At 64.3% G+C, this 22,497-nt stretch carries 28 protein-coding genes and 1 tRNA gene; 10 read left to right on the forward strand and 19 right to left on the reverse strand.

Annotated elements, in window-relative coordinates:
* Positions 1 to 188 precede the first annotated feature (188 nt).
* The 3 genes from K289_RS0131985 to K289_RS0131995 form a co-directional block, all read right to left on the reverse strand.
* The gene (locus K289_RS0131985; protein ID WP_027555204.1) at positions 189 to 968 is read right to left on the reverse strand and encodes a hypothetical protein; all 780 of its coding nucleotides are present in this window, start codon (positions 966 to 968) and stop codon (positions 189 to 191) included.
* A 171-nt stretch (positions 969 to 1,139) separates the two neighbouring features.
* Complete coding sequence (locus K289_RS0131990) at positions 1,140 to 1,364, reverse strand: hypothetical protein (protein ID WP_035686544.1); 225 nt, start codon at positions 1,362 to 1,364, stop codon at positions 1,140 to 1,142.
* A 61-nt stretch (positions 1,365 to 1,425) separates the two neighbouring features.
* Positions 1,426 to 1,650, reverse strand: coding sequence for a hypothetical protein (locus K289_RS0131995; protein WP_027555206.1), 225 nt, complete (start codon positions 1,648 to 1,650; stop codon positions 1,426 to 1,428).
* Positions 1,651 to 1,922: 272 nt separating this feature from the next.
* Between K289_RS0131995 and K289_RS0132000 the strand changes: the two genes are divergently transcribed.
* Entirely contained in the window at positions 1,923 to 2,276 is a 354-nt protein-coding gene (locus K289_RS0132000; protein WP_027555207.1) for a DUF6481 family protein, read from the forward strand.
* Positions 2,277 to 2,487: 211 nt separating this feature from the next.
* Here K289_RS0132000 and K289_RS0132005 read toward each other — a convergent pair whose 3' ends face one another.
* Positions 2,488 to 2,718 (reverse strand): pentapeptide MXKDX repeat protein, encoded by a 231-nt coding sequence (locus K289_RS0132005; protein ID WP_027555208.1) that lies wholly within the window; start codon positions 2,716 to 2,718, stop codon positions 2,488 to 2,490.
* Positions 2,719 to 3,062: 344 nt separating this feature from the next.
* Between K289_RS0132005 and dctP the strand changes: the two genes are divergently transcribed.
* From dctP to K289_RS0132020, 3 genes are read left to right on the forward strand one after another with little or no spacing between them, the layout of a single operon-like run.
* A complete protein-coding gene (dctP, locus tag K289_RS0132010; protein ID WP_027555209.1) occupies positions 3,063 to 4,085 on the forward strand; it encodes a TRAP transporter substrate-binding protein DctP in 1,023 nt (340 codons plus the stop codon).
* Positions 4,082 to 4,636, forward strand: a complete 555-nt coding sequence (locus tag K289_RS0132015; RefSeq protein WP_027555210.1) for a TRAP transporter small permease — start codon at positions 4,082 to 4,084, stop codon at positions 4,634 to 4,636. Before dctP ends, K289_RS0132015 begins: the two co-directional genes overlap by 4 nt.
* The gene (locus tag K289_RS0132020) at positions 4,633 to 5,991 is read left to right on the forward strand and encodes a TRAP transporter large permease (protein WP_027555211.1); all 1,359 of its coding nucleotides are present in this window, start codon (positions 4,633 to 4,635) and stop codon (positions 5,989 to 5,991) included. The genes K289_RS0132015 and K289_RS0132020 overlap by 4 nt, the downstream gene beginning before the upstream one ends.
* A 103-nt stretch (positions 5,992 to 6,094) precedes the next feature.
* On the opposite strand, the gene K289_RS0132025 is transcribed toward K289_RS0132020, so the two are convergent.
* The 4 genes from K289_RS0132025 to K289_RS0132040 all read right to left on the reverse strand — a co-directional run bounded on the left by K289_RS0132025 (position 6,095) and on the right by K289_RS0132040 (position 11,877).
* Positions 6,095 to 7,006, reverse strand: a complete 912-nt coding sequence (locus tag K289_RS0132025) for a hydroxymethylglutaryl-CoA lyase (RefSeq protein WP_027555212.1) — start codon at positions 7,004 to 7,006, stop codon at positions 6,095 to 6,097.
* Positions 7,006 to 9,015, reverse strand: a complete 2,010-nt coding sequence (locus K289_RS0132030) for an acetyl/propionyl/methylcrotonyl-CoA carboxylase subunit alpha (protein ID WP_027555213.1) — start codon at positions 9,013 to 9,015, stop codon at positions 7,006 to 7,008. The genes K289_RS0132025 and K289_RS0132030 overlap by 1 nt, the downstream gene beginning before the upstream one ends.
* A 4-nt stretch (positions 9,016 to 9,019) precedes the next feature.
* On the reverse strand, positions 9,020 to 10,624 hold the full coding sequence (locus tag K289_RS0132035) for a carboxyl transferase domain-containing protein (RefSeq protein ID WP_027555214.1): 1,605 nt from the start codon (positions 10,622 to 10,624) through the stop codon (positions 9,020 to 9,022).
* Between the two features lie 80 nt (positions 10,625 to 10,704).
* Positions 10,705 to 11,877, reverse strand: a complete 1,173-nt coding sequence (locus K289_RS0132040) for an isovaleryl-CoA dehydrogenase (protein ID WP_027555215.1) — start codon at positions 11,875 to 11,877, stop codon at positions 10,705 to 10,707.
* Between the two features lie 99 nt (positions 11,878 to 11,976).
* Between K289_RS0132040 and K289_RS0132045 the strand changes: the two genes are divergently transcribed.
* Entirely contained in the window at positions 11,977 to 13,005 is a 1,029-nt protein-coding gene (locus K289_RS0132045; protein ID WP_027555216.1) for an AraC family transcriptional regulator, read from the forward strand.
* A 101-nt stretch (positions 13,006 to 13,106) separates the two neighbouring features.
* Here K289_RS0132045 and K289_RS0132050 read toward each other — a convergent pair whose 3' ends face one another.
* The 3 genes from K289_RS0132050 to K289_RS0132060 form a co-directional block, all read right to left on the reverse strand.
* The gene (locus tag K289_RS0132050; RefSeq protein ID WP_027555217.1) at positions 13,107 to 13,394 is read right to left on the reverse strand and encodes a DUF3551 domain-containing protein; all 288 of its coding nucleotides are present in this window, start codon (positions 13,392 to 13,394) and stop codon (positions 13,107 to 13,109) included.
* A 237-nt stretch (positions 13,395 to 13,631) separates the two neighbouring features.
* A complete protein-coding gene (locus K289_RS0132055) occupies positions 13,632 to 14,126 on the reverse strand; it encodes an Lrp/AsnC family transcriptional regulator (RefSeq protein ID WP_027555218.1) in 495 nt (164 codons plus the stop codon).
* 115 nt (positions 14,127 to 14,241) lie between these two features.
* On the reverse strand, positions 14,242 to 14,547 hold the full coding sequence (locus K289_RS0132060; protein ID WP_027555219.1) for an ETC complex I subunit: 306 nt from the start codon (positions 14,545 to 14,547) through the stop codon (positions 14,242 to 14,244).
* A gap of 254 nt (positions 14,548 to 14,801) precedes the next feature.
* Here K289_RS0132060 and K289_RS0132065 point away from each other — a divergent pair, with 254 nt between their 5' ends.
* The gene (locus K289_RS0132065; RefSeq protein WP_027555220.1) at positions 14,802 to 15,971 is read left to right on the forward strand and encodes an OpgC domain-containing protein; all 1,170 of its coding nucleotides are present in this window, start codon (positions 14,802 to 14,804) and stop codon (positions 15,969 to 15,971) included.
* Positions 15,972 to 16,035: 64 nt separating this feature from the next.
* Here K289_RS0132065 and K289_RS0132070 read toward each other — a convergent pair whose 3' ends face one another.
* The 5 genes from K289_RS0132070 to K289_RS0132100 all read right to left on the reverse strand — a co-directional run bounded on the left by K289_RS0132070 (position 16,036) and on the right by K289_RS0132100 (position 19,647).
* A complete protein-coding gene (locus K289_RS0132070) occupies positions 16,036 to 16,230 on the reverse strand; it encodes a hypothetical protein (RefSeq protein ID WP_027555221.1) in 195 nt (64 codons plus the stop codon).
* A gap of 962 nt (positions 16,231 to 17,192) precedes the next feature.
* A tRNA-Pro gene (locus K289_RS0132085) sits at positions 17,193 to 17,269 on the reverse strand.
* A 73-nt stretch (positions 17,270 to 17,342) separates the two neighbouring features.
* Complete coding sequence (locus K289_RS0132090; RefSeq protein ID WP_027555223.1) at positions 17,343 to 17,828, reverse strand: DUF192 domain-containing protein; 486 nt, start codon at positions 17,826 to 17,828, stop codon at positions 17,343 to 17,345.
* Between the two features lie 195 nt (positions 17,829 to 18,023).
* A complete protein-coding gene (locus K289_RS0132095) occupies positions 18,024 to 18,689 on the reverse strand; it encodes a cold-shock protein (RefSeq protein ID WP_027555224.1) in 666 nt (221 codons plus the stop codon).
* 196 nt (positions 18,690 to 18,885) lie between these two features.
* Entirely contained in the window at positions 18,886 to 19,647 is a 762-nt protein-coding gene (locus K289_RS0132100; RefSeq protein ID WP_027555225.1) for an NAD-dependent protein deacetylase, read from the reverse strand.
* 370 nt (positions 19,648 to 20,017) lie between these two features.
* Here K289_RS0132100 and K289_RS51835 point away from each other — a divergent pair, with 370 nt between their 5' ends.
* Complete coding sequence (locus tag K289_RS51835; protein ID WP_162832225.1) at positions 20,018 to 20,182, forward strand: hypothetical protein; 165 nt, start codon at positions 20,018 to 20,020, stop codon at positions 20,180 to 20,182.
* A gap of 100 nt (positions 20,183 to 20,282) precedes the next feature.
* Here the strand turns inward: K289_RS51835 and K289_RS0132110 are convergent, their stop codons facing one another.
* Positions 20,283 to 20,561 carry a hypothetical protein gene (locus K289_RS0132110; protein WP_027555226.1) on the reverse strand — a complete coding sequence of 93 codons (279 nt, stop codon included), beginning with the start codon at positions 20,559 to 20,561 and terminating at the stop codon, positions 20,283 to 20,285.
* A gap of 287 nt (positions 20,562 to 20,848) precedes the next feature.
* Between K289_RS0132110 and K289_RS0132115 the strand changes: the two genes are divergently transcribed.
* Complete coding sequence (locus K289_RS0132115) at positions 20,849 to 21,079, forward strand: hypothetical protein (protein ID WP_027555227.1); 231 nt, start codon at positions 20,849 to 20,851, stop codon at positions 21,077 to 21,079.
* 78 nt (positions 21,080 to 21,157) lie between these two features.
* On the forward strand, positions 21,158 to 21,283 hold the full coding sequence (locus K289_RS52895; protein ID WP_256380029.1) for a hypothetical protein: 126 nt from the start codon (positions 21,158 to 21,160) through the stop codon (positions 21,281 to 21,283).
* Here K289_RS52895 and K289_RS0132125 read toward each other — a convergent pair.
* The gene (locus K289_RS0132125) at positions 21,280 to 21,477 is read right to left on the reverse strand and encodes a hypothetical protein (protein ID WP_027555228.1); all 198 of its coding nucleotides are present in this window, start codon (positions 21,475 to 21,477) and stop codon (positions 21,280 to 21,282) included. The two genes, K289_RS52895 and K289_RS0132125, sit on opposite strands and share 4 nt — an antisense overlap.
* 130 nt (positions 21,478 to 21,607) lie before the next feature.
* A complete protein-coding gene (locus K289_RS0132130; protein ID WP_027555229.1) occupies positions 21,608 to 21,958 on the reverse strand; it encodes a GrlR family regulatory protein in 351 nt (116 codons plus the stop codon).
* Between K289_RS0132130 and K289_RS0132135 the strand changes: the two genes are divergently transcribed.
* Positions 21,957 to 22,370 (forward strand): hypothetical protein, encoded by a 414-nt coding sequence (locus tag K289_RS0132135; protein ID WP_027555230.1) that lies wholly within the window; start codon positions 21,957 to 21,959, stop codon positions 22,368 to 22,370. The genes K289_RS0132130 and K289_RS0132135 overlap by 2 nt on opposite strands.
* Positions 22,371 to 22,497 lie beyond the last annotated feature (127 nt).

The following is a 22,497-nucleotide window of genomic DNA, read 5'->3' on the forward strand; positions in this document are numbered from 1 at the left end:
CAACTGTCGCCATCGTGATGGACCGTCTGGATCGGCGGGCTGATCTGGCTTGCAATGACGATTCTGAACTTTGTCGCGTCCCGGGACGCGGCACGTCCGGGACGAGACAACATCAAGCGGCCACGTCTGCAAAAACAAATGAGGCGGGCACGGGCCCGCCTCATTCGGATCAAATCTCGATCAAACGCTCAGTAGCATGCCCGGGGATCGGCGAGCACGTACTGGCCGCTCGGGTAGCGGTAGTAGCAATTGCCCTCGGCCAGATAGTACCCGGGACGCGAGGCGGCCGTCGCACCCGCGATCGCGCCAGTTGCGCCGCCGAGAACGGCGCCGGCCGCCGCACCCGTTGCGTTGCCCGAGATCAGACCGCCAAGCACGCCGCCAACGATGGCGCCGCCAAGAGCGCTCGCGCCGGGATCAGCCGGCGGCGGCGGAGGCGGCGGGGGTGCATAGGCGACCGGAGGTGGCGGCGGCGCATAGGCCACCGGCACGTTGTCGATGTAATCCTCAGAGATGTAGGCGGGCGGCCCCTCCATGGGCTGCGGATAATAATACCAGACGCCGCCGACGTCCCACCACCAGCCGGAGCGGCCGTTGTGGACTTCATGGCGCCAGCGCCCGCCTTCCCAGGCGAGATTGCCGCGATAGCTGTGCCCGCCCCAATCGCGCGCCGGCGCGGGCCCACGGGCATAGCGTCCCGGCGGCGGACCGCCGGCGCCATGCGGACCGGGGCCGGCATGTGCTTGGCCGCCAGGTTGAGGGGCCGGCCGTGTAGCCTGCTGCGGCGGCGGGCCCTTGCGGGTGTTCTGCGGATTGTTCTGGGTCGGCGGCGCGCCCGCGCCCGGCGCGGCCGGTGGCTGGCCGGCGCCCTTCCCCGGTCCCGCGTCCTGTGCCTGCGCCGAAAACGCGAGCAAAGACATGGCCGAAACCAAGGGAATGATGATCTTCATACGGCTGGACGCACTCATTGGTGCTTGAACCCCTACTTCTCGATGGCCGTGGTCCCTGCGCGATAGACGATTCTTCCGCGACAAGGGTGATGCCGGCCGACATAGCTGACCTGCCTGAACGGCGAAGTCTCGTTACAAATGGTTAGGATCACGGCAATTTTTCGTCCGCGCGGTCCGCCTGGGACCGCCTCAGCGGGCGGGCTCGATCACATTGCAGTTGGTGCGGCCCGACATCAGGCAGTCCTGCATCTTGCTCGCAGCCGTGAGGCTGCGGGCGAGCCACAGGCCGACGCCGAGGATCACGGCGGCAATGATCAGGCCGGCAAGTGCCGCGCGGCGGCTGTCACCGGACTGGGGCCGGGATTGGGGCTTGGCTGGGGATTTGGGCTTTTCGCCTGGTTCGGGCTTGGACATGGCTATCTTGTCGCGCAGTTTAACGGGCTCATCACCGCTGCGACCTCGCGTCACAGCCCGGTCAGCCTCTGGTCCGCACGGCATCCTTGCGCGAGGTTTCGATGGCCGGGGCTGCCCGCAGCGCGCAGGTGGTCAGGACGTACGCGGTCTGGGTGCACTCCCAATTGCCGCCCAGAACGGCACTCTCGATCGGCTGTGGACGGGCCAGCAGCAGCGCGGCCCCCGCGACCGCCACCGCGGTAAAGGTGATTGCGAGCGCCTTCAGGCTCAGCCGAAAGAAAGTCATGCCCGTGCTCCGTCTCGTTGCGGGACGGGACGCTAAGGGACCCGCCTCCGTGCCCTCTATGCGGGACATCACAATTCGGCAGTTTTTCCGGGCTACGAATGATCGACTGGTCCAGCGATTTTTCGTCTACCTGATCGGCTGCGATTATGGGTGGCTTCGCGGCGCGCGTGGATGTACACGCATGTGCGTCACGCGACGCAGCGCTTCGCGCTTGCCCGCGTACCCACAGTCAGTGATGTAGGATTGAAAGCGAGGAAGACAAGGCTCGTTCGATGAGTGGATTCAGAGAACCCGGGTTCGCAGACCGGCAAAAGGCGGCACAGGACGCCCGCAAAAATCTTTTGAACAAGTTCAAGTCTCAGCCGGGGCCCGACGATCCCGCGGTCGCGGCACGACGCGCCGAGCGCGAGGCGATTGCCGCCAAGCGCGCCGAGGTGAAGGCGACGCGCGAGGCGGAAAAGGCCGACCAGAAGCGTCGCGAGGAAGAAGCCGCGGCCGCGGAAGCGGCACGGATTGCCCGCGAGGCTGAGGAAACCGCAGCAAAGCTGGCCGAGCTCGAAGCCGAGCAGAAGGCCAAGCGCGACGCGCGCTACGCTGCCCGCAAGGCCAAGGGCAAGCGGAAGTAGTCTTCAACTGGAATTGAACTGAAGCGCCGCTTCAGCTCACGCGCCGGTTGCTCCGGGACGGTCCCACCGGGCCCACGCGAAAGCGCGGCCCGATGACGGGCCCGATCCCGGAATCATGGGATTCTCTGGTGCGCAATCGCGCACCGGAGTTCGGTGCTCGGGCTGCGCTGACGCAGTCCCGTCGCATCGCCCCGGGATGACTGAATGAGGATCAGTTCTTCTTCATCATCCCGCCGTCGTCTTTCTTCATGCCATCCTTCGACATCGTATCCTTCTTCATACCGTCGTCCTTGGACATGGTGTCCTTCTTCATGCCGTCCTTGGACATCGTCTCCTTCTTCATCGTGTCCTTCTTCATGTCGTCCATGGCGAAGGCGGGTGCGAAGGCCAGGCTGAGCGAGAGAGTGGCGGCGCCGAGCGCGATGCGGGTGCGAATGGTCATGGTTCAACTTCCCTTCGAGATGGTGTTTGCCAGCGACGGATGCCGCTATCCCTGCTCGACGGATCGAAGGCCGCGCGTGTTACGCTAAGGCGCGGAATTTTTCGCGCCGGTGTTTCCGAATGTGCTTTCGGCGCGCGGTTTGACACAATTTTGCCCGGCTCAGCCGCGCTAGTGCCGCCCGGACCGAAGGGTGAGTGTGCAGCGCAGCATTGCCCGCGACTTGCCGCCGCATTCGATCTGGAACTATCAGACTAGAGAATATCGGGTGAAAGACCGGCTAGGATGGGCCGCGCCGGTCTCATGACCCACCAATTCAAGCAAGAACCGTTCAAAGGGATTTATCCATGTTCACGCGTCGTCACCTGCTCGCGACCGCCGTCGCGGCACCCGCCATTCTCCGCTTCGGCATCGGCACCGCGCATGCCGCGACCACGCTGAAGATCTCGCATCAATTCCCGGGTGGCACGATCGACAAGGGCGATTTCCGCGACCGGCTCTGCCGCATGTTCGCAGCCGAAGTGGCCAAGCGCAGCAATGGCGACATCGCCGCCGAGATCTATCCGAACTCCTCGCTGATCAAGACCAATGCGCAGTTCTCCGCGATGCGCAAGGGCGCGCTCGACATCAGCCTCTATCCGATGCCTTACGCCGGCGGCGAGCTGCCGGAGACCAACATCGGTCTGATGCCGGGCCTCGTGACCACCTACGACCAGGGTCTGCGCTGGAAGAAGGAGCCGGTCGGCAAGGCACTGACCGACTTCCTCGCCGACAAGGGCATCATTTTGCTCTCCTGGGTCTGGCAGGCCGGCGGCGTCGCCAGCCGCTCCAAGCCGATCGTTGCGCCCGAGGACGCCAAGGGCATGAAGGTGCGTGGCGGCTCGCGCGAGATGGACATGGTGCTCCAGACTGCCGGCGCCTCGGTGCTGTCGGTGCCCTCGAACGAGATCTACGCGGCGATGCAGACCGGCGCGTGCGATGCCGGCATCACCTCCTCCACCAGCCTGATCTCGTTCCGCCTCGAAGAGGTGGCGAAATCGCTGACCTCCGGCGCCGGCGCCTCCTACTGGTTCATGCTCGAGCCGCTGATGATGTCGAAGGCGATCTTCGACAAGCTGCCGAAGAACCATCAGGACATCCTGCTCGCCGTCGGCACCGAGCTCGAGGCCTTCGGCCGCAAGGGCGCGCAGGACGACGACGTCGAGGTCGCCAAGGTCTATGAGAAGGCCGGTGCCAAGGTCAGCGCGCTCGACGCCGCGACCGTCGGCAAGTGGCGCGACATCGCCCGCGATACCGCGTGGAAGGATTACGGCGCCAAGACCGCGACCGCGGCGAAGCTGCTCAAGCTCGCCTCCGACGTCTCAGCATGATCCACGGTCCGCTGCCGGATCGTGACGACCCGACGAGCGCTGCCGCCGGCAACAGCCCTGCGGCCGCGCTCGATCGCGCTCTCGCCATCCTCAACAACATCATCGTGGTGACCGCGGCGGTCGCACTGGTCGCGGCCTGCGCGATCCTGAGCTACAGCGTCCTGAGCCGCGCCCTCTTCAAGGCCGCCAATTACTGGCAGGACGAGGCCGCCGTGTTCCTGCTGGTCGGCGCGACCTTCATGACGGCCGCCTATGTACAGCAGAATCGCGGCCATATCGGCATCGAAGCCTTCGTCGGCCTGTTGTCGCCGCTGGCAAACAGGATCCGGCTCTGGCTCGTCGATGCCGCGACATTCCTGTTCTGCGCATTTTTCACCTGGAAATCCTGGACGCTGGCGCACGAGGCCTATGTCGACGGCCAGGTCTCGAACTCGATGTGGTCGCCGCCGCTCGCCATTCCCTACGCGCTGATGGCGCTCGGCATGAGCCTGCTCTGCGTGCAGATCATCGTGCAGCTTGCGCTGCCCTTCACTGGAGCCAGGCGGACATGAGCGTTTTCGGTATCGGTCTCGCCTACGGGATCGCGACGCTGGTCGTGATGTTCTCGGGCATGCCGATCGCGTTCGCGCTCGGCGCGGTCGCGGTCGTGTTCATGGGCATCTACATGCCGACCGCCTCCCTCGATACGGTGACGCAGAACGTCTACGAGGAAATGGCCTCGATCACGCTTTTGTCGATCCCGCTCTTCATCCTGAAGGGCGCCGCGATCGGCAAGTCGCGCGCCGGCCAGGACCTCTACTCGGCGCTGCACGCCTGGCTGCATCGCGTGCCGGGTGGCCTCGGCGTCGCCAACGTGTTCGCCTGCGCGCTGTTCGCGGCGATGGCGGGCTCCTCGCCCGCGACCTGCTCGGCGATCGGCTCGGCTGGCATCCCCGAGATGCGCAAGCGCGGCTATTCCGGCGGGTTTGCGGCCGGCATCATTGCCGCCGGCGGCACGCTCGGCATTCTGCTGCCGCCCTCGATCACCATGATCCTGTTCGCGGTGGCGGCGGAGAAATCGCTCGGCCGCCTGTTCCTCGCCGGCATCGGTCCGGGCCTGCTGCTGGTCAGCCTGTTCGGCGCCTATGCCGTGATCCGATTCCGCCGGGAATATGCCGCAGCCGAAGCGATCTACAAGAACGGCGGGCCCGAGGCGCCGATCCTGACCCGCGACGAGTACACGCTCGCCGAACGCTTCAGCGTGCTGCCGCGCGTCATCCCCTTCGTGCTGCTGCTCACCGGTGTCATGATCGCGCTCTATGGCGGCTACGCCACGCCCTCGGAAACCGCAGGTCTCGGCGGCCTCCTGGCGCTCGCGTTGATCGCGATGATTTACGGCGTGTGGCGGCCGAGCGATCTCGGCCCCATCATGCGGTCGACGATCCGGGAATCGACCATGCTGATGATGATTATCGGCATGTCCCTGCTCTATTCCTATGTGATGAGCTACCTGCACATCTCGCAATCGGCAGCCGAATCCATCGTCGCGATGCACCTGCCGCGCTGGGGCCTGTTGTTCGCCATCCTCGCCATGGTGATCGTGCTCGGCTTCTTCCTGCCGCCGGTGTCGATCATCCTGATGACGGCACCGATCATCCTGCCGCCGCTACGCGCCGCCAATTTCGACATCATCTGGTTCGGCGTCGTCATGACCATCGTGATGGAGATGGGGCTGATCCACCCGCCTGTCGGCCTCAACATCTTCGTCATCCGCAACGTCGCGCCCGACATCTCCTTGAGCGAGGTGATCTGGGGCACGCTGCCCTTCGTGCTTTTGATGATGGCGGCAGTGCTGCTGCTCTGCTTCGTGCCGGAGATATCGACCTGGCTGCCGGATCTGGTGATGGGGGCAGACGGGAGCAGGTGACTTGAGCGTAGTATCGTAGGGTCGGCAAAGCGAAGCGTGCCCACCGCTTACCGGTGCGATTGTGGAGAGATGGTGGGCACGGCGCTACGCGCCTTTGCCCACCCTACGAAGCTGCACGTCCCTTCTTTGCGTTCAGCGCTGTCGCCACGCGGCTCGCCGGCGGCCGCCCGAGCAACCCGCTGATCTCGTTCGTCGCCGCCAGCAGCTTCTCCATGTCGATGCCGGTGCTGATGCCCATGCCCTCGAGCATGTAGACGACATCCTCGGTGGCGACATTGCCGGTGGCGCCGGGGGCGTAGGGACAGCCGCCGAGCCCGCCGGCGGCGGAATCGATGACGCGGACGCCCTCCTCCATGCCGGCATAGAGATTTGCGAGCGCCTGGCCGTAGGTGTCGTGGAAATGCATTGCGAGATGGGCTGCGGGAATGCTCGCGCTGACTGCGCGCAACATCTCCTTCGCCTTGGTCGGCGTGCCGACGCCGATGGTGTCGCCGAGCGAGATCTCGTAGCAGCCGAGGTCCCATAGCGTGCCAGCGAGATCGGCGACCGCCTTCGGCTTGATCTCGCCGTCGAACGGGCAGCCCAGAACACAGGAAATATAACCGCGCACCTTGACGCCATCGGCCCTGGCACGCGCCATCACTGGCTTGAACCGCTCGATGGACTCGGCGACCGAGCAGTTGATGTTGGCATGCGAGAAGCCCTCCGACGCTGCCGCGAACACGGAGACCACCTTGGCGCCGGCGGCGCGCGCGGCCTCGTAGCCTTTCTCGTTCGGCACCAGCACGTGGAATTCGGCGCCATCGACGTGGCTTACGCCGCGCAGCACGGCATCGGAGCTCGCCATCTGCGGGATGGCCTTCGGCGAGACGAAAGCGCCAACCTCGATGGCGGTGAGCCCGGCAGCAACCAGCGCCTCGACAAAGGCGATGCGGGCCTCGACGCTGACCGGCGTTTTCTCGTTCTGGAGGCCGTCGCGCGGCCCCATTTCGATGATGCGGACCGGATCGCTCATCATTCTTCCTCGCCCGACGGCTCGACCACGGCCAGTTCGACACCTTCCTGCACGATGTCGCCGACCTTGCACTTGATCGCCTTCAAGACGCCCGCGAACGGCGCGCGCAGCGTCTGCTCCATCTTCATCACTTCCAGGGTGAGGATCGGCGCACCCTTCTCGAGCTTCGCCCCCTCTTCCGCGAGTACGGCAACGACCGTGCCCGGCAACGGCGCCGCGATCTTGTCCTCGCCAACATGCTCCTCGCTCTCGCCGCCGAACGGGTCGACCCAGTGCAGGTCGAAGCGGCCGTTGCGGGTGCGCAAATAGAGCTCGTGACCGTCGATCACGGCCGCGACCAGCGATTTGACACCGTCGAGCGTGAGATCGAAGCCCCCCTCTCTCGGCGTGATCGCGAAGGCGAGCTCGCGCTCGCCGATGACGAGGGTCGACGGGCCGCCGCCGTAGTTCAGCGCGATCTTCTGCTCGGCCCCATGGCCGACGCGGAAGGCGAAACTGCGCTGACGCCGGCCGACCGGCATCCAGCCAAAGGTCTGCCAGGGCGAACTCGCATCCGCCTGCGCGGCCTGGCGTTCCTCATTGACGATCGCGGCCACGGCGGCACAGAGCTCGAGCTCGCCGGGCACGGTGGCGGCCGGCGTCAAAACCGCCAGCTCGCGTTCGATGAAGCCGGTGTCGACCGCGTTGGTCCGCACCTTCGGATGCGTCATCAGCGCCGACAGGAACGGAATGTTGGTGACGATGCCGCGGACATCGGAATCTTCGAGCCCGCGGTTCAGCCGCTCGATCGCGACATCCCGGGTCGGGGCCCACGCGATCATCTTGGCCAGCATCGCGTCGTAATAGGGCGAGACGCTGTCGCCCTCCCGATAGCCGGCGTCGATACGCAGGCCCCCGGTCTCTTTCGGCAAACGCCAGGTCGAGATCCTGCCGACCGACGGCATGAAGTTCTTGGTCGGGTTTTCAGCGTAGACACGCGCCTCGATGGCGTGGCCGTTGAGCCGGATCTCGTCCTGCTTGAGCGGCAACGCCTCGCCGAAGGCGACGCGCAACTGCCACTCGACGAGGTCGATCCCGGTGATCAATTCCGTCACGGGATGCTCGACCTGGAGGCGGGTGTTCATCTCGATGAAGAACACGTCCTTGCCGTCGGAGACGAATTCGATGGTGCCAGCACCGACATAGTTCACAGCCCCGGCCGCCTTGCGCGCGGCCGCGCAGACGGTCTCGCGCTGGGCGGCGTTGAGCGTCGGCGACGGAGCCTCCTCGATCACCTTCTGGTGCCGGCGCTGCAGCGTGCATTCGCGCTCGAACAGCGACAAGAGATTACCGTGGCTGTCGCCGATCACCTGCACCTCGATGTGCCGGGGATTGTCGACATATTTCTCGATCAGCATGGTGTCATCGCCGAACGCGGCTTTCGCCTCGCGCTTGGCGCTGACGATCGCGGGGCCGAGTTCAGCCGCCGAGCGCACGATGCGCATGCCTCGGCCGCCGCCGCCGGCCGAAGCCTTGACCAGCACGGGGAACCCGATCTTCTCGGCCGCCTTCGCCAGCGTCGCCTCGTCCTGGGCCTCGCCGTGATAGCCCGGCACCAGCGGCACGCCGGCCTTCTCCATCAGCGCCTTGGAGCCCGACTTCGAGCCCATCGCCGTCATCATCCCGGCGGTCGGGCCGACGAAGACCAATCCGGCGTCCAGGCAGGCCCGCGCGAACTCGGCATTTTCCGACAGGAAGCCGTAGCCGGGATGCACGGCCTCGGCGCCGGTCTTCCGCGCGGCTTCGATCAGCCGCTCGACATTGAGATAGCTGTCGCGCGCCCGCGCGGGCCCGAGCAGCACGGCCTCGTCGGCGAGCGCGACATGCATCGCGTCGCGGTCGGCCTCGGAATAGACGGCCACGGTCCGCAGCCCCATGGCCCGGGCGGTGCGGATCACGCGGCAGGCGATCTCGCCGCGATTGGCGATCAGGAGCGTGCGAAAGCGCCGATAGAGGTTTGAGCGGTCCATCGCATCACATCCTGAACAGGCCAAATTTCGTCGGTTCGATCGGCGCGTTCGACGCCGCCGAGAGGCCGAGGCCGAGCACGAGCCGGGTATCGGCCGGATCGATCACGCCGTCGTCCCACAGCCGCGCGGTGGCATAATAGGGATGGCCCTGGCTCTCATATTGCGCGCGGATGGGGCTGCGGAATTTCTCTTCCTCTTCCTTCGACCAGCTATCGCCCTTGGCCTCGATGTTGTCGCGCCGGACCTGGCTCAGCACCATGGACGCCTGCTCGCCGCCCATCACGGAAATGCGCGCGTTCGGCCACATCCAGAGGAAGCGCGGGCTGTAGGCGCGCCCGCACATGCCGTAATTGCCGGCGCCGTAGGAGCCGCCGATCACGACGGTGAATTTCGGTACCGATGCGGTTGCAACCGCCGTGACGAGCTTGGCGCCATCGCGCGCGATGCCGCCGGCCTCGTATTTCTTGCCGACCATGAAGCCGGTGATGTTCTGCAAGAACACCAGTGGAATGCCGCGCTGGCAGCACAGCTCGATGAAATGCGCGCCCTTCAGCGAGCTCTCGCTGAACAGGATGCCGTTGTTGGCGATGATTCCGACCGGGAAACCCCAGATATGGGCGAAACCGCAGACCAGCGTCGTGCCGTAGAGCTTCTTGAACTCGTCGAACTCGGAGCCGTCGACGATGCGGGCGATGATGTCGCGCACATCGAACGGCTTTCTGCCATCGACCGGCACGACACCGTAAATCTCCTCGGCCGCAAACAACGGTTCGCGCGGCGGATGCATGTTGAGGTTCGGGCGCGTCGACGGTTTCAGCGTCCCGACGATGCGCCGGGCAATGCCGATCGCATGGGCATCGTTCTGCGCGTAGTGATCGGTCACGCCGGACTGGCGCGAATGCACGTCGGCGCCGCCGAGTTCTTCCGCGCTCACCACCTCGCCGGTTGCGGCCTTCACCAGCGGCGGGCCGCCGAGGAAGATGGTGCCCTGGTTGCGCACGATGATGCTCTCGTCCGACATTGCCGGCACATAGGCACCGCCGGCGGTGCAGGAACCCATCACGATTGCGATCTGCGGGATGCCCTGCGAGGACATCTGCGCCTGGTTATAGAAAATGCGGCCGAAATGCCGCTCGTCCGGGAAGATCTCGTCCTGAAGCGGCAGGAAAGCGCCGCCGGAATCGACCATGTAGACGCAGGGCAGATTGTTCTGCCGCGCAATGTCCTGCGCGCGCAGATGCTTCTTCACGGTCATCGGGTAGTAGGTGCCGCCCTTGATGGTGGCGTCGTTGGCGACGATCACGCATTCGCGGCCCGAGATACGCCCGACGCCGGTCACGATGCTCGCCGAATGCACGTCGCCGCCATAGAGGCCGTAGGCCGCAAGCGGCGACAGCTCCAGGAACGATGTGCCGGGGTCGACCAGCAGGTCGACGCGCTGGCGCGCCAGCATCTTGCCGCGCGCGGTGTGGCGGTTGCGCGAGGCCTCGCCGCCGCCGCCGGCCACTTGGCTCAGCTTTTCGCGCAGATCGGCGACAAGCGTGCGCATGGCTTCGGCATTGCGGGCGAAATCGGATGACGATGGATCGATGCTGGAATGGAGCGGCATGTGGTCCCGCGCTTCTGGTGACGTGGTGAGAGGCCGCGACAGGTTGAACCAGTTTCGCGGCAATTCCAATTGCGTGGAGCCTAAGCCGTCTCCGCCATCAGCTCGCGGCCGATCAGCATGCGGCGGATCTCCGAGGTGCCGGCGCCGATCTCATAGAGCTTGGCATCGCGCCACAGCCGTCCCGTGGGGAATTCGCTGGTATAGCCGACGCCGCCGAGCGCCTGGATCGCCTCGCCCGCCATCCACGTTGCCTTCTCGGCGGAATAGAGGATCGCGGCAGCCGCGTCCTTGCGTAAACTGCGGGCGTGCTCGGCACGATCGCAGGCGCGCCCCACGGCGTAGACATAGGCGCGCGTGGCCTGCCAGGTCGAATACATGTCGGCGAGCTTGCCCTGCATGAGCTGGAAGTCGCCGATCGGCTGGCCGAACTGCTTGCGCTCGTGCATGTAGGGCACGACCGCGTCCATGCAGGCCGCCATGATGCCGAGCGGGCCGCCGGAGAGCACCGCCCGCTCATAGTCGAGGCCCGACATCAGCACCTTGACGCCCTCGCCCACGCCGCCGATCACGTTCTCTTCCGGCACCTCGCACTCGTCGAAGAACAGCGGATAGGTGTTGGAGCCGCGCATGCCGAGCTTGTCGAGATGCTGGCCGTGGGTGAAGCCTTTGAAGCCCTTCTCGATGAGAAACGCGGTCATCCCGCGCGGGCCGGCGTCGGGATCGGTCTTGGCGTAGACGACGAGCACGTCGGCATCACCGCCATTGGTGATCCACATCTTCGAGCCGTTCAGTACGTAGCGGTCGCCGCGCTTGTCGCCACGCAGCTTCATCGAGACCACGTCCGATCCGGCGCCGGGCTCGGACATCGCCAGCGCGCCGACATACTCGCCGGAGATCAGTTTCGGCAGATAGCGCTGCCGCTGTGCCTCGCTGCCGTTGCGGCGGATCTGGTTGACGCAGAGGTTGGAATGGGCGCCGTAGGAGAGCCCCACCGCGGCCGAGCCCCGCGAAATCTCCTCCATGGCGACGATGTGGGCGAGATAGCCCATGTTCGAGCCGCCATATTGCTCGGGTGCCGTCATGCCGAGCAGGCCGAGGTCGCCCAGGCGCTTCCAGAGGTCTGCCGGGAACAGATTGGCCTTCTCGATCTCAGCGGCGCGGGGCGCGACCTCCGCTTCCACGAAAGCGCGCACCGTGTCGCGCAGCATGGAGACATCTTCGCCCAGATCGAAGTCGATGCTCGGGATATTCAAGGCGATTCCTCCGTTCTTATCGGCCCGACCCTACCCCCGACCGGGCGCCGCTTCGGTCTAAAAGGTTGCATTTTCCGCCAAGTTTGGCGAGGATTTTCCATGCCTTTTCAAGCCGCGACCGCGACGCCCCGCCGCGCCATGACGCCCGCCGCCTTCGTCCGCGGCGTCGTCGCGGCCTACGACCGCTACGGACGCGATCCAACCGATGCCCTCGGCAAGGGCCAGGTCACGGCAGATCTCGTCAAATCGGCGGATGGGAGGGTGACGGCCGCCCAGTTCGAGACGCTGGCGGGCCATGCCATGCGCGAACTCAACGACGAAGCGCTCGGCTGGTTCTCGCGCCGCCTGCCCTGGGGCAGCTACGGCATGCTGTGCCGCGCCTCGATCACCGCGCCCAATCTCGAGGTCGCGCTCAAGCGCTGGTGCCGTCATCACCGCCTGCTGACCGAAGACGTGCTGTTCGAACTCTTGATCGGACCCGAGACCGCAACCGTCTCAATACGCGAACTGCGCGACCTCGGCGCCTGCCGCGAGTTCTGCCTCGTCACCCTGCTGCGCTACGTGCTTGGTTTTTCGTGCTGGGCCGTCGATTCCGCGATCGCGCTCCGCGAAGCGGAGTTTCCCTTTCCCGAGCCGCTCCACGTCTCGGTCTATCCGACCATCTTCTGCAAGACGGTCCGCTTCGGCGTGGACTGCGCCAGCATCGTGTTCGACAAGCACTATCTTTCGCTGCCGCTCACCCGCAGCGCCGGCGACCTCGACACAATGCTGAAGGGCGCGCTGCGGCTGACGGTGCTGCCTTATCGGCGCGACCGGCTCCTGGTGGAACGCGTCCGTCGCGTTCTCCGCAACGCGCGCGGCCGCATTCTCGGCGCGGAGGACGTCGCGAGCGAGCTGGCGCTCTCGACCCGCACCATGCATCGCCGCCTGCGCGAGGAATCGACCTCGCTGCGCGACTTGAAGGAAGAGGCCAAGCTCGAGCTCGCCAAGCAGGAGTTGATGCGCGGCCGGGTGCCGATCAAGCGGATCGCCGAGCTTGCCGGCTTCCGCAATGAAAAGAGCTTTTCCCGCGCCTTCCGAACCTGGACCGGCGCTTCGCCGCGTGAGTTTCGCGACAGATATCGTTGAGCCGCGCGCACGCTGGCAATTGTTGCAGTCGTCATGCTTTTGCGGCCTCCGAGCGCAAACTCGGAGGCCGCAATGTTTCGAAACCGATCTCGATCCGAGTGTTAGTTCGCGTTGGACCGAAGCTTGGTGCGCGACTGCGACTGCTTCGGCTGATATGCGAGAGAGTCGTTCGTGCTCTTCGCGCCGCCGCTCTGCGAACACGATCCGCCGATGCCGGCGGCTGCAGACTTGCAGGCTTCCATCGTCGGATAGCCGCAGCCATGAGCGGCCTGGGCGCCATTCGTGATGCAGAAATCGTCTGCACGGGCGGCGGGCGCCGTCACCATGAGAAACGCGGACGCAAACAGCGTCGCCGCAGAGGCGAGAAACATCTTCGAGGTCGAGGTCATGTTGTCTTTCCTGAGTCAGGGTCCCACAAAGCGTCCTCGGCGTGCGGCGCACGCCGAGCTTCACACCGCGGATGTAGGGACACGATCAGGGTCGACAATCAGGGAGCGCTGCATTGCAGCACTTCCCAAATCACATGTCACAGTTAGGTGACTGACTCATGTAATTACATCACATGGCCGCGGGGTAAACGATGGTAAACGATAACGAGGTGATCCATTCCTTGGGTTCTGCTGGGTCTAGCCCGCCGGCGCAAACTCGGCGGCCTCCAGCACCGGCAACGGCACATCCTTCGCCACTCCCAGCACCGGAAAGCTGCGGACGGTCTTCACGTTCGGCATCGCCGCGACATGCAGCAGCTGCTGGCGCATGCTCTCGACGCTGGGCGCGACGCATTTCAGGAGATAGTCGGTGTCACCCGAAATCCGCCAGCACTGCTGGATGCGCGGGATCGCTGCGATCGAGCCTTCGAAGGCCTCCAGCACCGGCTGGGCCTGGCTGCCGAGCTGGATGGCGACGAACGACACGACCTCGTAGCCAAGCAGCCGCTCGTCGATGACGGCGCGGATCGCCCGAATGACGCCGCTGCCGAACAGGGCCTTCAACCGCCGCAGGCAGTTGGGCGCGGACACGCCGACGCGAAGCGCGAGCTCGTTGTTGCGGACACGCCCGTCCTGCTGCAGCTCGGATAATATCTTCAGATCGACGCCGTCGAGCTGGTGTCGCCCGGCCATACCCACCTCGTCATGGTCCCGTCATGCCTCGCAAGAGCGAAGCACGGGGCGAAATAGCTGCCAAGGGCTGTCGAGGGAGCTCGGGCCGAGGTGGACGCGGCCTAATGGGTCCAGGTCAGTGGGTCCAGGGCTCGCCGCGGCGGAAGGAGAAGTTGTCGGCGTAGGCGACCGGCCGGCGCTGGGACTCCTTGGGCTCGATCACCTGGTAGGCGATGCCCTTGCGCTCGCAATAGGCGATCGCCTCCTCCCTGGTGAGGAAGCGCAGCGTGATCTGCTGCTTCATGTCGGCCGACGAGGTCCAGCCCATCAGCGGCTCGACCGCCCGCGGCTGCTCCGGCTCGTAGTCGAGCTGCCATTCCCGGGTCTTGGACTTGCCCGATTGCATCGCGTTTTTGGCAGGCTTAAAAATGCGTGCGGTCATTGGTCGGCCGGGTCCCTTGCGTCATTTTCGTTCGATTTCGATCCGTCACGGTAGCAATTGGTGGAAACCGCGGGGATAATATAGAGACACCTATCGGGAACTGATTGGTGATTCCGCCCCTGGGTACCCTAGCCGACGGGTATAGTCATTATGCTGCGCCGTGACAATTGCGTACCCGCCTTCGTCGGGGTCCCGCCCGGCATCAGCGCCCCGCCGACGCCTGCGTATCTGCCCTTTTCGAAAGCTCCCGTCGCATGGCCTTCCTGAACATCAGTGCAACGCTCCCGGAAAAGGGACGCGACCTGCGCCTCGACCTGTTTCGCGGCGTCGCGAACTGGGCGATCTTCCTCGACCACATCCCCGACAACGTCGTGAACTGGATCACGACGCGCAATTATGGCTTCAGCGACGCCGCCGACCTGTTCGTCTTCATTTCCGGTTACACCGCGTCCTTCGTCTACGCACGGATGATGCTGGAGCGCGGCTTCATCGTCGGCGCCACCCGTCTCACCAAACGCGTCTGGCAGCTCTACGTCGCCCACATCATCCTGTTCGTGATCTACATCGCCTCGATCAGCTACCTGGCGCTGCGCTTCGGCGATTCGGACATGATCAACGAATTCAACGTGGCCGGTCTCGTCGACAACGCCACCGAGACCTTGCGGCAGGGCCTGTTCCTGCGCTTCAAGCCGCTCAATCTCGACGTGCTGCCCCTCTACATCGTGCTGATGGGCCTGTTTCCGCCCGTGCTCTGGTTCATGCTGCGCAAGCCGGACCTGACGATGGCGCTGTCCATCGTGCTGTGGCTGAGCGCGCGTCATTTCGGCTGGAATCTGACCGCCTATCCGGCCGGCCAATGGTACTTCAACCCCTATTGCTGGCAGGTGCTGTTCGTGTTCGGCGCCTGGTGCGCGATGGGCGGCGCGCGGCGCTCGATGGGGCTGATCAATTCGCAGATCACGCTCTGGCTCTGCCTTGCCTATCTCCTGTTCGCGCTGATCATGACCATGGCCGGTCGCTTCCCGAGCCTCGGCGCCATGTTCCCCGAATGGCTGTTCTCGGCGTTCAATCCGAACGACAAGACCAACCTCGCGCCCTACCGCTTCATCCATTTCGCCGTGATCGTGATCCTAGTGATCCGCTTCGTGCCGAAGGACTGGCCAGGCCTGGAGTGGAAGGTGTTCGATCCCTTGATCGTGTGCGGCCAGCAGTCGCTCGCCGTGTTCTGCGTCGGCGTGTTCCTGTCCTTCGTCGGCCATTTCGAGCTGTCGATGAGCTCGGGCTCGCTGTTTGCGCAGATCTTCGTCAGCGTCGCCGGCATCGCGATCATGACGACGGTCGCCTACTACATCTCCTGGTCGAAGCGGCAGGACAAGCCGCTGAAGCCGCCCGCCCCCAAGCCGACGCCAGCAAAGGCCGGCTGAGCTGCCGAACCGGCGCGGCCGCGCCGGTCCAATCGCCCGCGAACAGCCGAACGGCCGTAGCGGTTCAGGCGGCCTCTTCGTCGCTGTACTCGGTGAACTTCTTGTAGATCCAGTCGCGACCGTCGTGCCGGCGCCAGACCTTGCCGAACACCAGCTGCCCGTTGATCGAGCGCCTCGGCACGATCACGGTCCAGAGGTGCCAGATCTCGCTCCAGCCGGACCGGGGACGGAGCTTTCCAGAGTTCGGATCGAAAACCATAGCTGACAACTCGCGCGAAACGAAACGCCGCGACGAATGTGATCTCGAGTGAGCCGGGTTGGCACCCATCGTCGCGAACCGTGACGACTGATAACGCGCGCGAGAGCCGCCGCAACTACGGCTCGTCCTTAACCTAACCGGTCAACCTTACTTATCCGGAATAGCCAATCCCCGCCCGTTGAAACGCGGACGCATCCTTCCTAAGATGCGTGCGCAATTTGAGACGAGGCGCGCCGTTTTGAGGGCGTGACGTATTTGAGCTGACCGAATTTCCCGAGGCTGCATATTGCCCGGATCGATCACGATGAATTTGCAGTGTGCATGTTTGCATCTGGCGGTCGCACCGCCATCGCCGGCCGCGACCGTCGGGCGGAATCCTGGTCAACTGCCGAAAGCCGCCAACGACAATCATCCGGCCTGGCCGCTGATCCCGTTTCCTGCCGGCTGGTACGCCTCGAGCTGACCTTGCGCTGCCCCAAAAGCGCGACGCCGCACAAACGGAGTATCCTCGCTCGGCGGCGTCCGTTTAGGCATTGGGCGCTGAAATCCCCAACACCAATATGTCTGCGGCGACTTTCAAAGGTTCGATGAAAGACCGCGAATTTTGTGCCGCAAGTCTGCGCCAACACGCTGGAAAATCGCGCAGAAGTCGCGCTGCGCAGAGAACACGCACCAGCGGTTTTAGGACGCTCCGCAGCGGGCATTTGGCGCCTGCGATCTGCGCTGGCTGCCGCCGGCGGATTGCGACGTCGCGGAGGTCGATGATGTCTCGGACGTCGATGATGTCGACGCCGCCGCTGAGGAGGCTGGCAGCGATTGCGCGGTCCGCCCTCTCCCTCCAACGCGGCACGCGGCCGGATCAGGCGTCAGACGCGGGAAAAATCTGACATCGCAGCGTGAGCCATCGAGACCCGGGCTGGAACCGCCGGATTCGATGCAGCGGCACATTTGCCTGAAATTGCTGGTCGGGGCAGCTGGATTCGAACCAACGACCTGCAGTACCCAAAACTGCCGCGCTACCAGGCTGCGCTATACCCCGAATGTCCAGCGAGCCCCGTCGATACACGCTTCCAGGGGCGCCAGCAAGGCTGGCTTTGGCCCGCCAAAGGGCTCTATTTGCTGCCGAACAGCGGGTGGCCGACGCGGTCGCCGGGCCGGATGCCGTATTTCTGTGCCGTGCCCGCCGGCACCTCCAGGACCGCCCTCGCAAGCCCCTGGGAAGAGATGATCTTCGTCGAGAACGGCTCAGTGTTTTCGGCAATCCTCAGGATACGGCCGTCGGCGCGGATGAAGATCATGTCGAGCGAGATGTAGGTGTTCTTCATCCACATCGACACTTCCTGCTCGGGATTGAAGTCGAACAGCATGCCTTTGCCGTCGGCCAATTCCTTGCGGTACATCAGGCCGGTCTGCTTCTCCTCCTCGGTGGTCGCCATCTCCACCGAGAACACCTGGACACCATTCTTGGTGACGATCTCAAGCGACTGGAAGCTGGCGGCACGGACCGGTGCGTTCACGACCACAAAGGAGGTGACAAGGAGAACTGCGGCGAGCCAGCCCCGGGCACGGGACCAGACGGCCTTTCGATCAAAACTCATGGGGACGGCACTCATGGCCTTTGTGGCGTGGGACTGGACCCCATCCTTACGTGGCGATCATGACAAAAGCCAGATGGCGCGCTCCGCTCCGGAGGCGCGCCTCTGCTCACGATTGCGGGAGTAGCGGCCACAACCGCCAGTGGGACCAGAGCCATCTGGCGAGAAGACAGACCTCTAAGTGGGAAGACAATCCCGTTAGTGGGAAGACAATCCGGGCGACCCCGTCTCGGGATGGATCTCGGCCGCCATCATCCCCTTGGAGCCCGGCCCATAGCGGACCAGCACATATTGGCCAGGGCGCAATTCGGTCATTCCGAAGCGGCGCAGCGTCTCCATGTGCACGAAGATGTCGGGGGTCCCCTCCCCGCAGGTCAGGAAGCCGAAGCCACGCAGCCGGTTGAACCACTTGACCTGGGCCCGCTCCAGCCCGCTGGTCGGCGTCACCGTCACGTGGGTGCGCGGCGGCAGCATCTGCGCCGGATGGATCGCGGTCGACTCGTCCATCGAGACCACCCGGAACGCCTGGTAGCCCTTGGCGCGCTGGATGCATTCGACGACGATGCGAGCGCCCTCGTAAGCGGTCTGGAAGCCGTCGCGCCTGAGCACCGTAACGTGCAGGAGCACGTCGGGCCAACCGTTGTCGGGAACGACGAAGCCATAACCCTTGGAGGCGTCGAACCACTTGATGACGCCGGTCACCTCGACGAGGTTGGCGCTGGCCTCGCCTAATCCGGTGAAGGGGTTGAGCGCTGCATCGCGACCGCCGCCGCCGAGCTCGCCTGGCGCGAGCCGACCTGACGATGCGCCACCCGGCGCGGGAACTCCAACCTTCTTGGACTCAAATCCGTCCGACGACCCCATAACCCCGGACCCCACACTGCCATGCTACCCGCCTCAGCGGCGGTGTCGAATCACGCGTCTATCGAGAACCTTCCCAGCAAGACGCGACGCGAATCTCTCGAATCAAAGATAACACTCCCGGTTGAGAGGCATAGACAAAAAAGAGATTCGCCGGAACCTATGAACAGCTTGCACAGCCGCGAATCAAATTGTCGGCTCAATTGCCGACAAACGGCCCAAGTGATTCGCCGATGTCGTCGTGGATCACGAGATCGGCAATATCGTCCTGATCAGTCGGCTCGCGATTGATGATCACCAAACGCGCACCGCAATTCTTCGCCATCATCGGAAACCCTGCCGCCGGCCACACCACGAGCGAGGAACCAATCGCGATGAAGAGGTCGCAGGCTTGCGACAGTTCGGTCGCGCGCTGCATCGCATCCTCCGGCATCGCCTGACCGAACGAGACGGTCGCGGTCTTCACCGGCTCGTCGCACACGGTGCAATCGGGAGCGGCCCCCTCCGCCTCGAATTGCTGCATCACCCAGTCGAGCTGATAGGTCTGCCCGCATCCGATGCAACGCGCGTAAGTCGTGTTGCCATGAAGTTCAATCACGTGATCGGCGGCGAAGCCCGAGGCCTGGTGCAGATTGTCGATGTTCTGGGTGATGACTGCCGGAACCTTCCCCGCGCGGTAGAGCGAGGCGAGAGCCCGGTGGCCGCGGCCGGGCTTTGCCGCGGCAAAGGTCGGCTCCATGGCGAAACGGCGGCGCCAGGATTCATCGCGCGCGTCCTGGCTGGCGACGAATTCATCGAACGGAATCGGACGGTTGCGGGTCCACAGGCCGCCGGGTGAGCGGAAGTCGGGAATGCCGCATTCGGTCGAAATGCCGGCGCCGGTGAACGGCACGATGGTCTTGGCCGCGGCGATCATGTCGCCGAGCCGTTCAACGCCGCTGCGAAGATCCGATGCAATCATGAAGGAGCCATCCGTAAGTCAAGGCCCGGCTCTATAGCACGCCCGGACCGGATGTTGCCGCGCTCTGTCTGAGCACGCGAGCTGCCTTCGTGACAGGCCGCGAAGGGTCTTTACGCCGCTTCCGCGACGTCAACTTCGGAACGCCAGCCTTGTCATCGCGCTTCTCGTTACTCGCGACAAGATTGCTGACGCTCTTATCCACCGCCTGGCGGGAAGCGGTCGGCAAATTTTTCCGCCCTCCGCATATCACAATCCTGCAATGCCTCGTCCCCATTGACGCCAGAATCGGGAGCGCAGATGCATATGTGAATGCGACTCAGCGCGATGCGGCGGCAGTAGTTGAGTTGAGTAGTGAACAGAGGGGATCGTCATGACCGAAGACGAAGAGCGCAAGGCACGCGAGCGCGACGAGATTGCCGCACGTGTGGCGGCCTTCCGTGCAACGCAAGAAAAATTCAAGCGCGAGCGCGAGGAATACTTCGTCTCCACGCTGGAGAATGCCCGCAAGGTGGAACGGCCCTCGCTCTGGCCGTAAGACCTCACGCCAAATTCATTGTGCAAGAAATAGTGCAAGGAAAAGTGCCTGCAAAAAGCCCGGAGCATTGCTCCGGGCTTTTCGCTTCTCACCTCGTCACTTACCAGTGGCGATAGTAGTGGTGCCGGTAGACCGGTCCGCCGTAATAGGCGTACGGGCCCGGTCCGTAATAATAGCCCGGGCCGTCATAATAGCCGTAGCCGGGGCCGTAATAGCCATACGGATGAGACGCCGCGATGGCGCCCGCCGTGATCGCGCCGGCGGCCAGACCGAATGCGAGGCCCGGTCCGATGTGGCGCGCCTGCGCAGGTGCCGGCGCCGCAACCGCGGCAACGCCCACGGCCGCAACCGTGGTCAGGACTGCGAGTGTCTTCTTCATCATGGTTCTCCTCCTTCGCACCTGGCGGGACAACGCTGACCACCTGCGATGGTTGCGCGCAGGATGGGAACCGCTGCGCTCACAAAAATGTCTGGAACAAACGGAACACCATCGCGCCTCACGCGTTGGGTCGATAAGTGCGAGAGCCTCCGCTATCCGGTAGAGGTGCGAGCACGAAGAACCCCGTCAGCATCCATGGTGATGCTGGCGGGGTTTTCAGTTCACGGGGAGGGAGATGGCAGCAGACGCGACCGGCTGCCAATGGGGCGGATGATCGAGGAGGGAAAATGCCGATATCCGCTTTGCTGGCACGTATCCGAAGACTGATCCCGAAGACGAAGAATCAACACTACGACGAGATCGTCCGCAACTTCGGCGTTGGTGCCCTGCGTCCCCCACCTACTCCCATGAGCGACCATGAGCTGTCGCGCGCCCTCGCCGAGTTCCTGAAGGACTCTCCCTGCACCGAGACGGTGGCGAGCCTCGGACGCCGGCTCAATCCCTCATCAGGGGTCTGAACGAGGCTCCCGCTCACGTGCGGGAACAACGAGCTCGGCCGCCGCGTTGGTGCTGCTCATCACACAAAGAGGCCCAGCATGCCTGCTTGGCTTGAAGTCCTGCTCAATCTGTCCGGCTATGCCGGCTTCGTGGCGATCGCCACGCGCGGCGTCTCGTGCCAGCGCACGTCCGGCGAGGATCATATCTACGACGAGAAGCGCTAGTTCGTGTGCGGAGCCTGGCCCGCGGTGCGCACCAGACGGTCGGCTTTGACGAGGACGTGGGCGTCCTCCACCTGCGGACGCAGCGAGAAGCTGATCACCACGAAAGCGAGGCAGAACAGCGAGCCGACGACGGCGACGCGCCGATAGGTGTGCCTGTCACCCTGGTAAAAGGACGGTTTTGAAAATGGCGTCATGGCAAAGCTGTTTCTTGCTTGTCTTGCCGAACACCTATCCCAATGCGCCGCAACTGCAACGCGATTGGGGTTTTAACCTAACCGAATAGCGTTATCGCCGTCCATGCAAGCTTTCGTTAGGGCTTCGGTGTCAGATGTCGGCGAGGCGTTTGAGCGTCGCGCGAAAGCTCAGGCTGCGACGGCCCTCGACCAGTACGGTACCGAACACCTCGGCCCCGTCCTCACTGAACGTCCCGGAAAAGCCGCTCGGGGCCTCCTCGCCGCCGAACAGCGGCCGGACGAAGGGGTCGGACAGCGGCGAATGCTGGTTGGTGACGAGCTCACCCTTCCAGGTGCCCCTGCCGACCGTGTACGAGCCGCGCGACCAGAAATACGGCCCGCCACCGAGCAGCACCCCGTCGCGCAAGATCAGGATCCCGCTGTCCCGGCCCTTGACGCCGTCGAGCATGTGGATGTGAATCGAGTAGAGGCCGTTCTTCATGGCAGCGCCCCCGCTGCCAGCCACGATATCGCCGGACGGCGTGAGCGTCGAGATGGTGACGGACGAAGTTCTGGCAGCCCTGCAGACCGGTTTGTTCCAGCTTCGACGCCATTTCGTTCTCGAAGAACGAATCGGAATCGAAGAAATCGACGCGGACGAATTCCTAACAATTCGTTTGCGCACGAATGAGGCGTCCGAGTGGTCGATGCTTGTGCTGGAAGCAATGATCTTCATCGCGGTGGCGGGTTGCAGCATCGACGGTGCAGCCGAGAGACTGCGAAGGCGTCTGCGGTTTGATGTGAGTTGGACTAGTCGTGACGGCACACCTTGCTTCGTCATTGCGAGCGCAGCGAAGCAATCCAGGAATCTTTCCGCGGCGACAGTCTGGATTGCTTCGCTGCGCTCGCAATGACGAGATTGGCGTCCTCGCGTCCCACGATCTCACCATCATCGCCCGCCTTGTGCGCGATCGCACGTTGGGGCGGACGATCCAGTATTCCGGAGACGAGGCAAGGACAGGGACAAGCCGCCGCCTACTG

This window comes from Bradyrhizobium sp. Cp5.3 (assembly GCF_000426265.1).
In the GTDB taxonomy this organism is placed as follows: Bacteria; Pseudomonadota; Alphaproteobacteria; order Rhizobiales; family Xanthobacteraceae; genus Bradyrhizobium; species Bradyrhizobium neotropicale.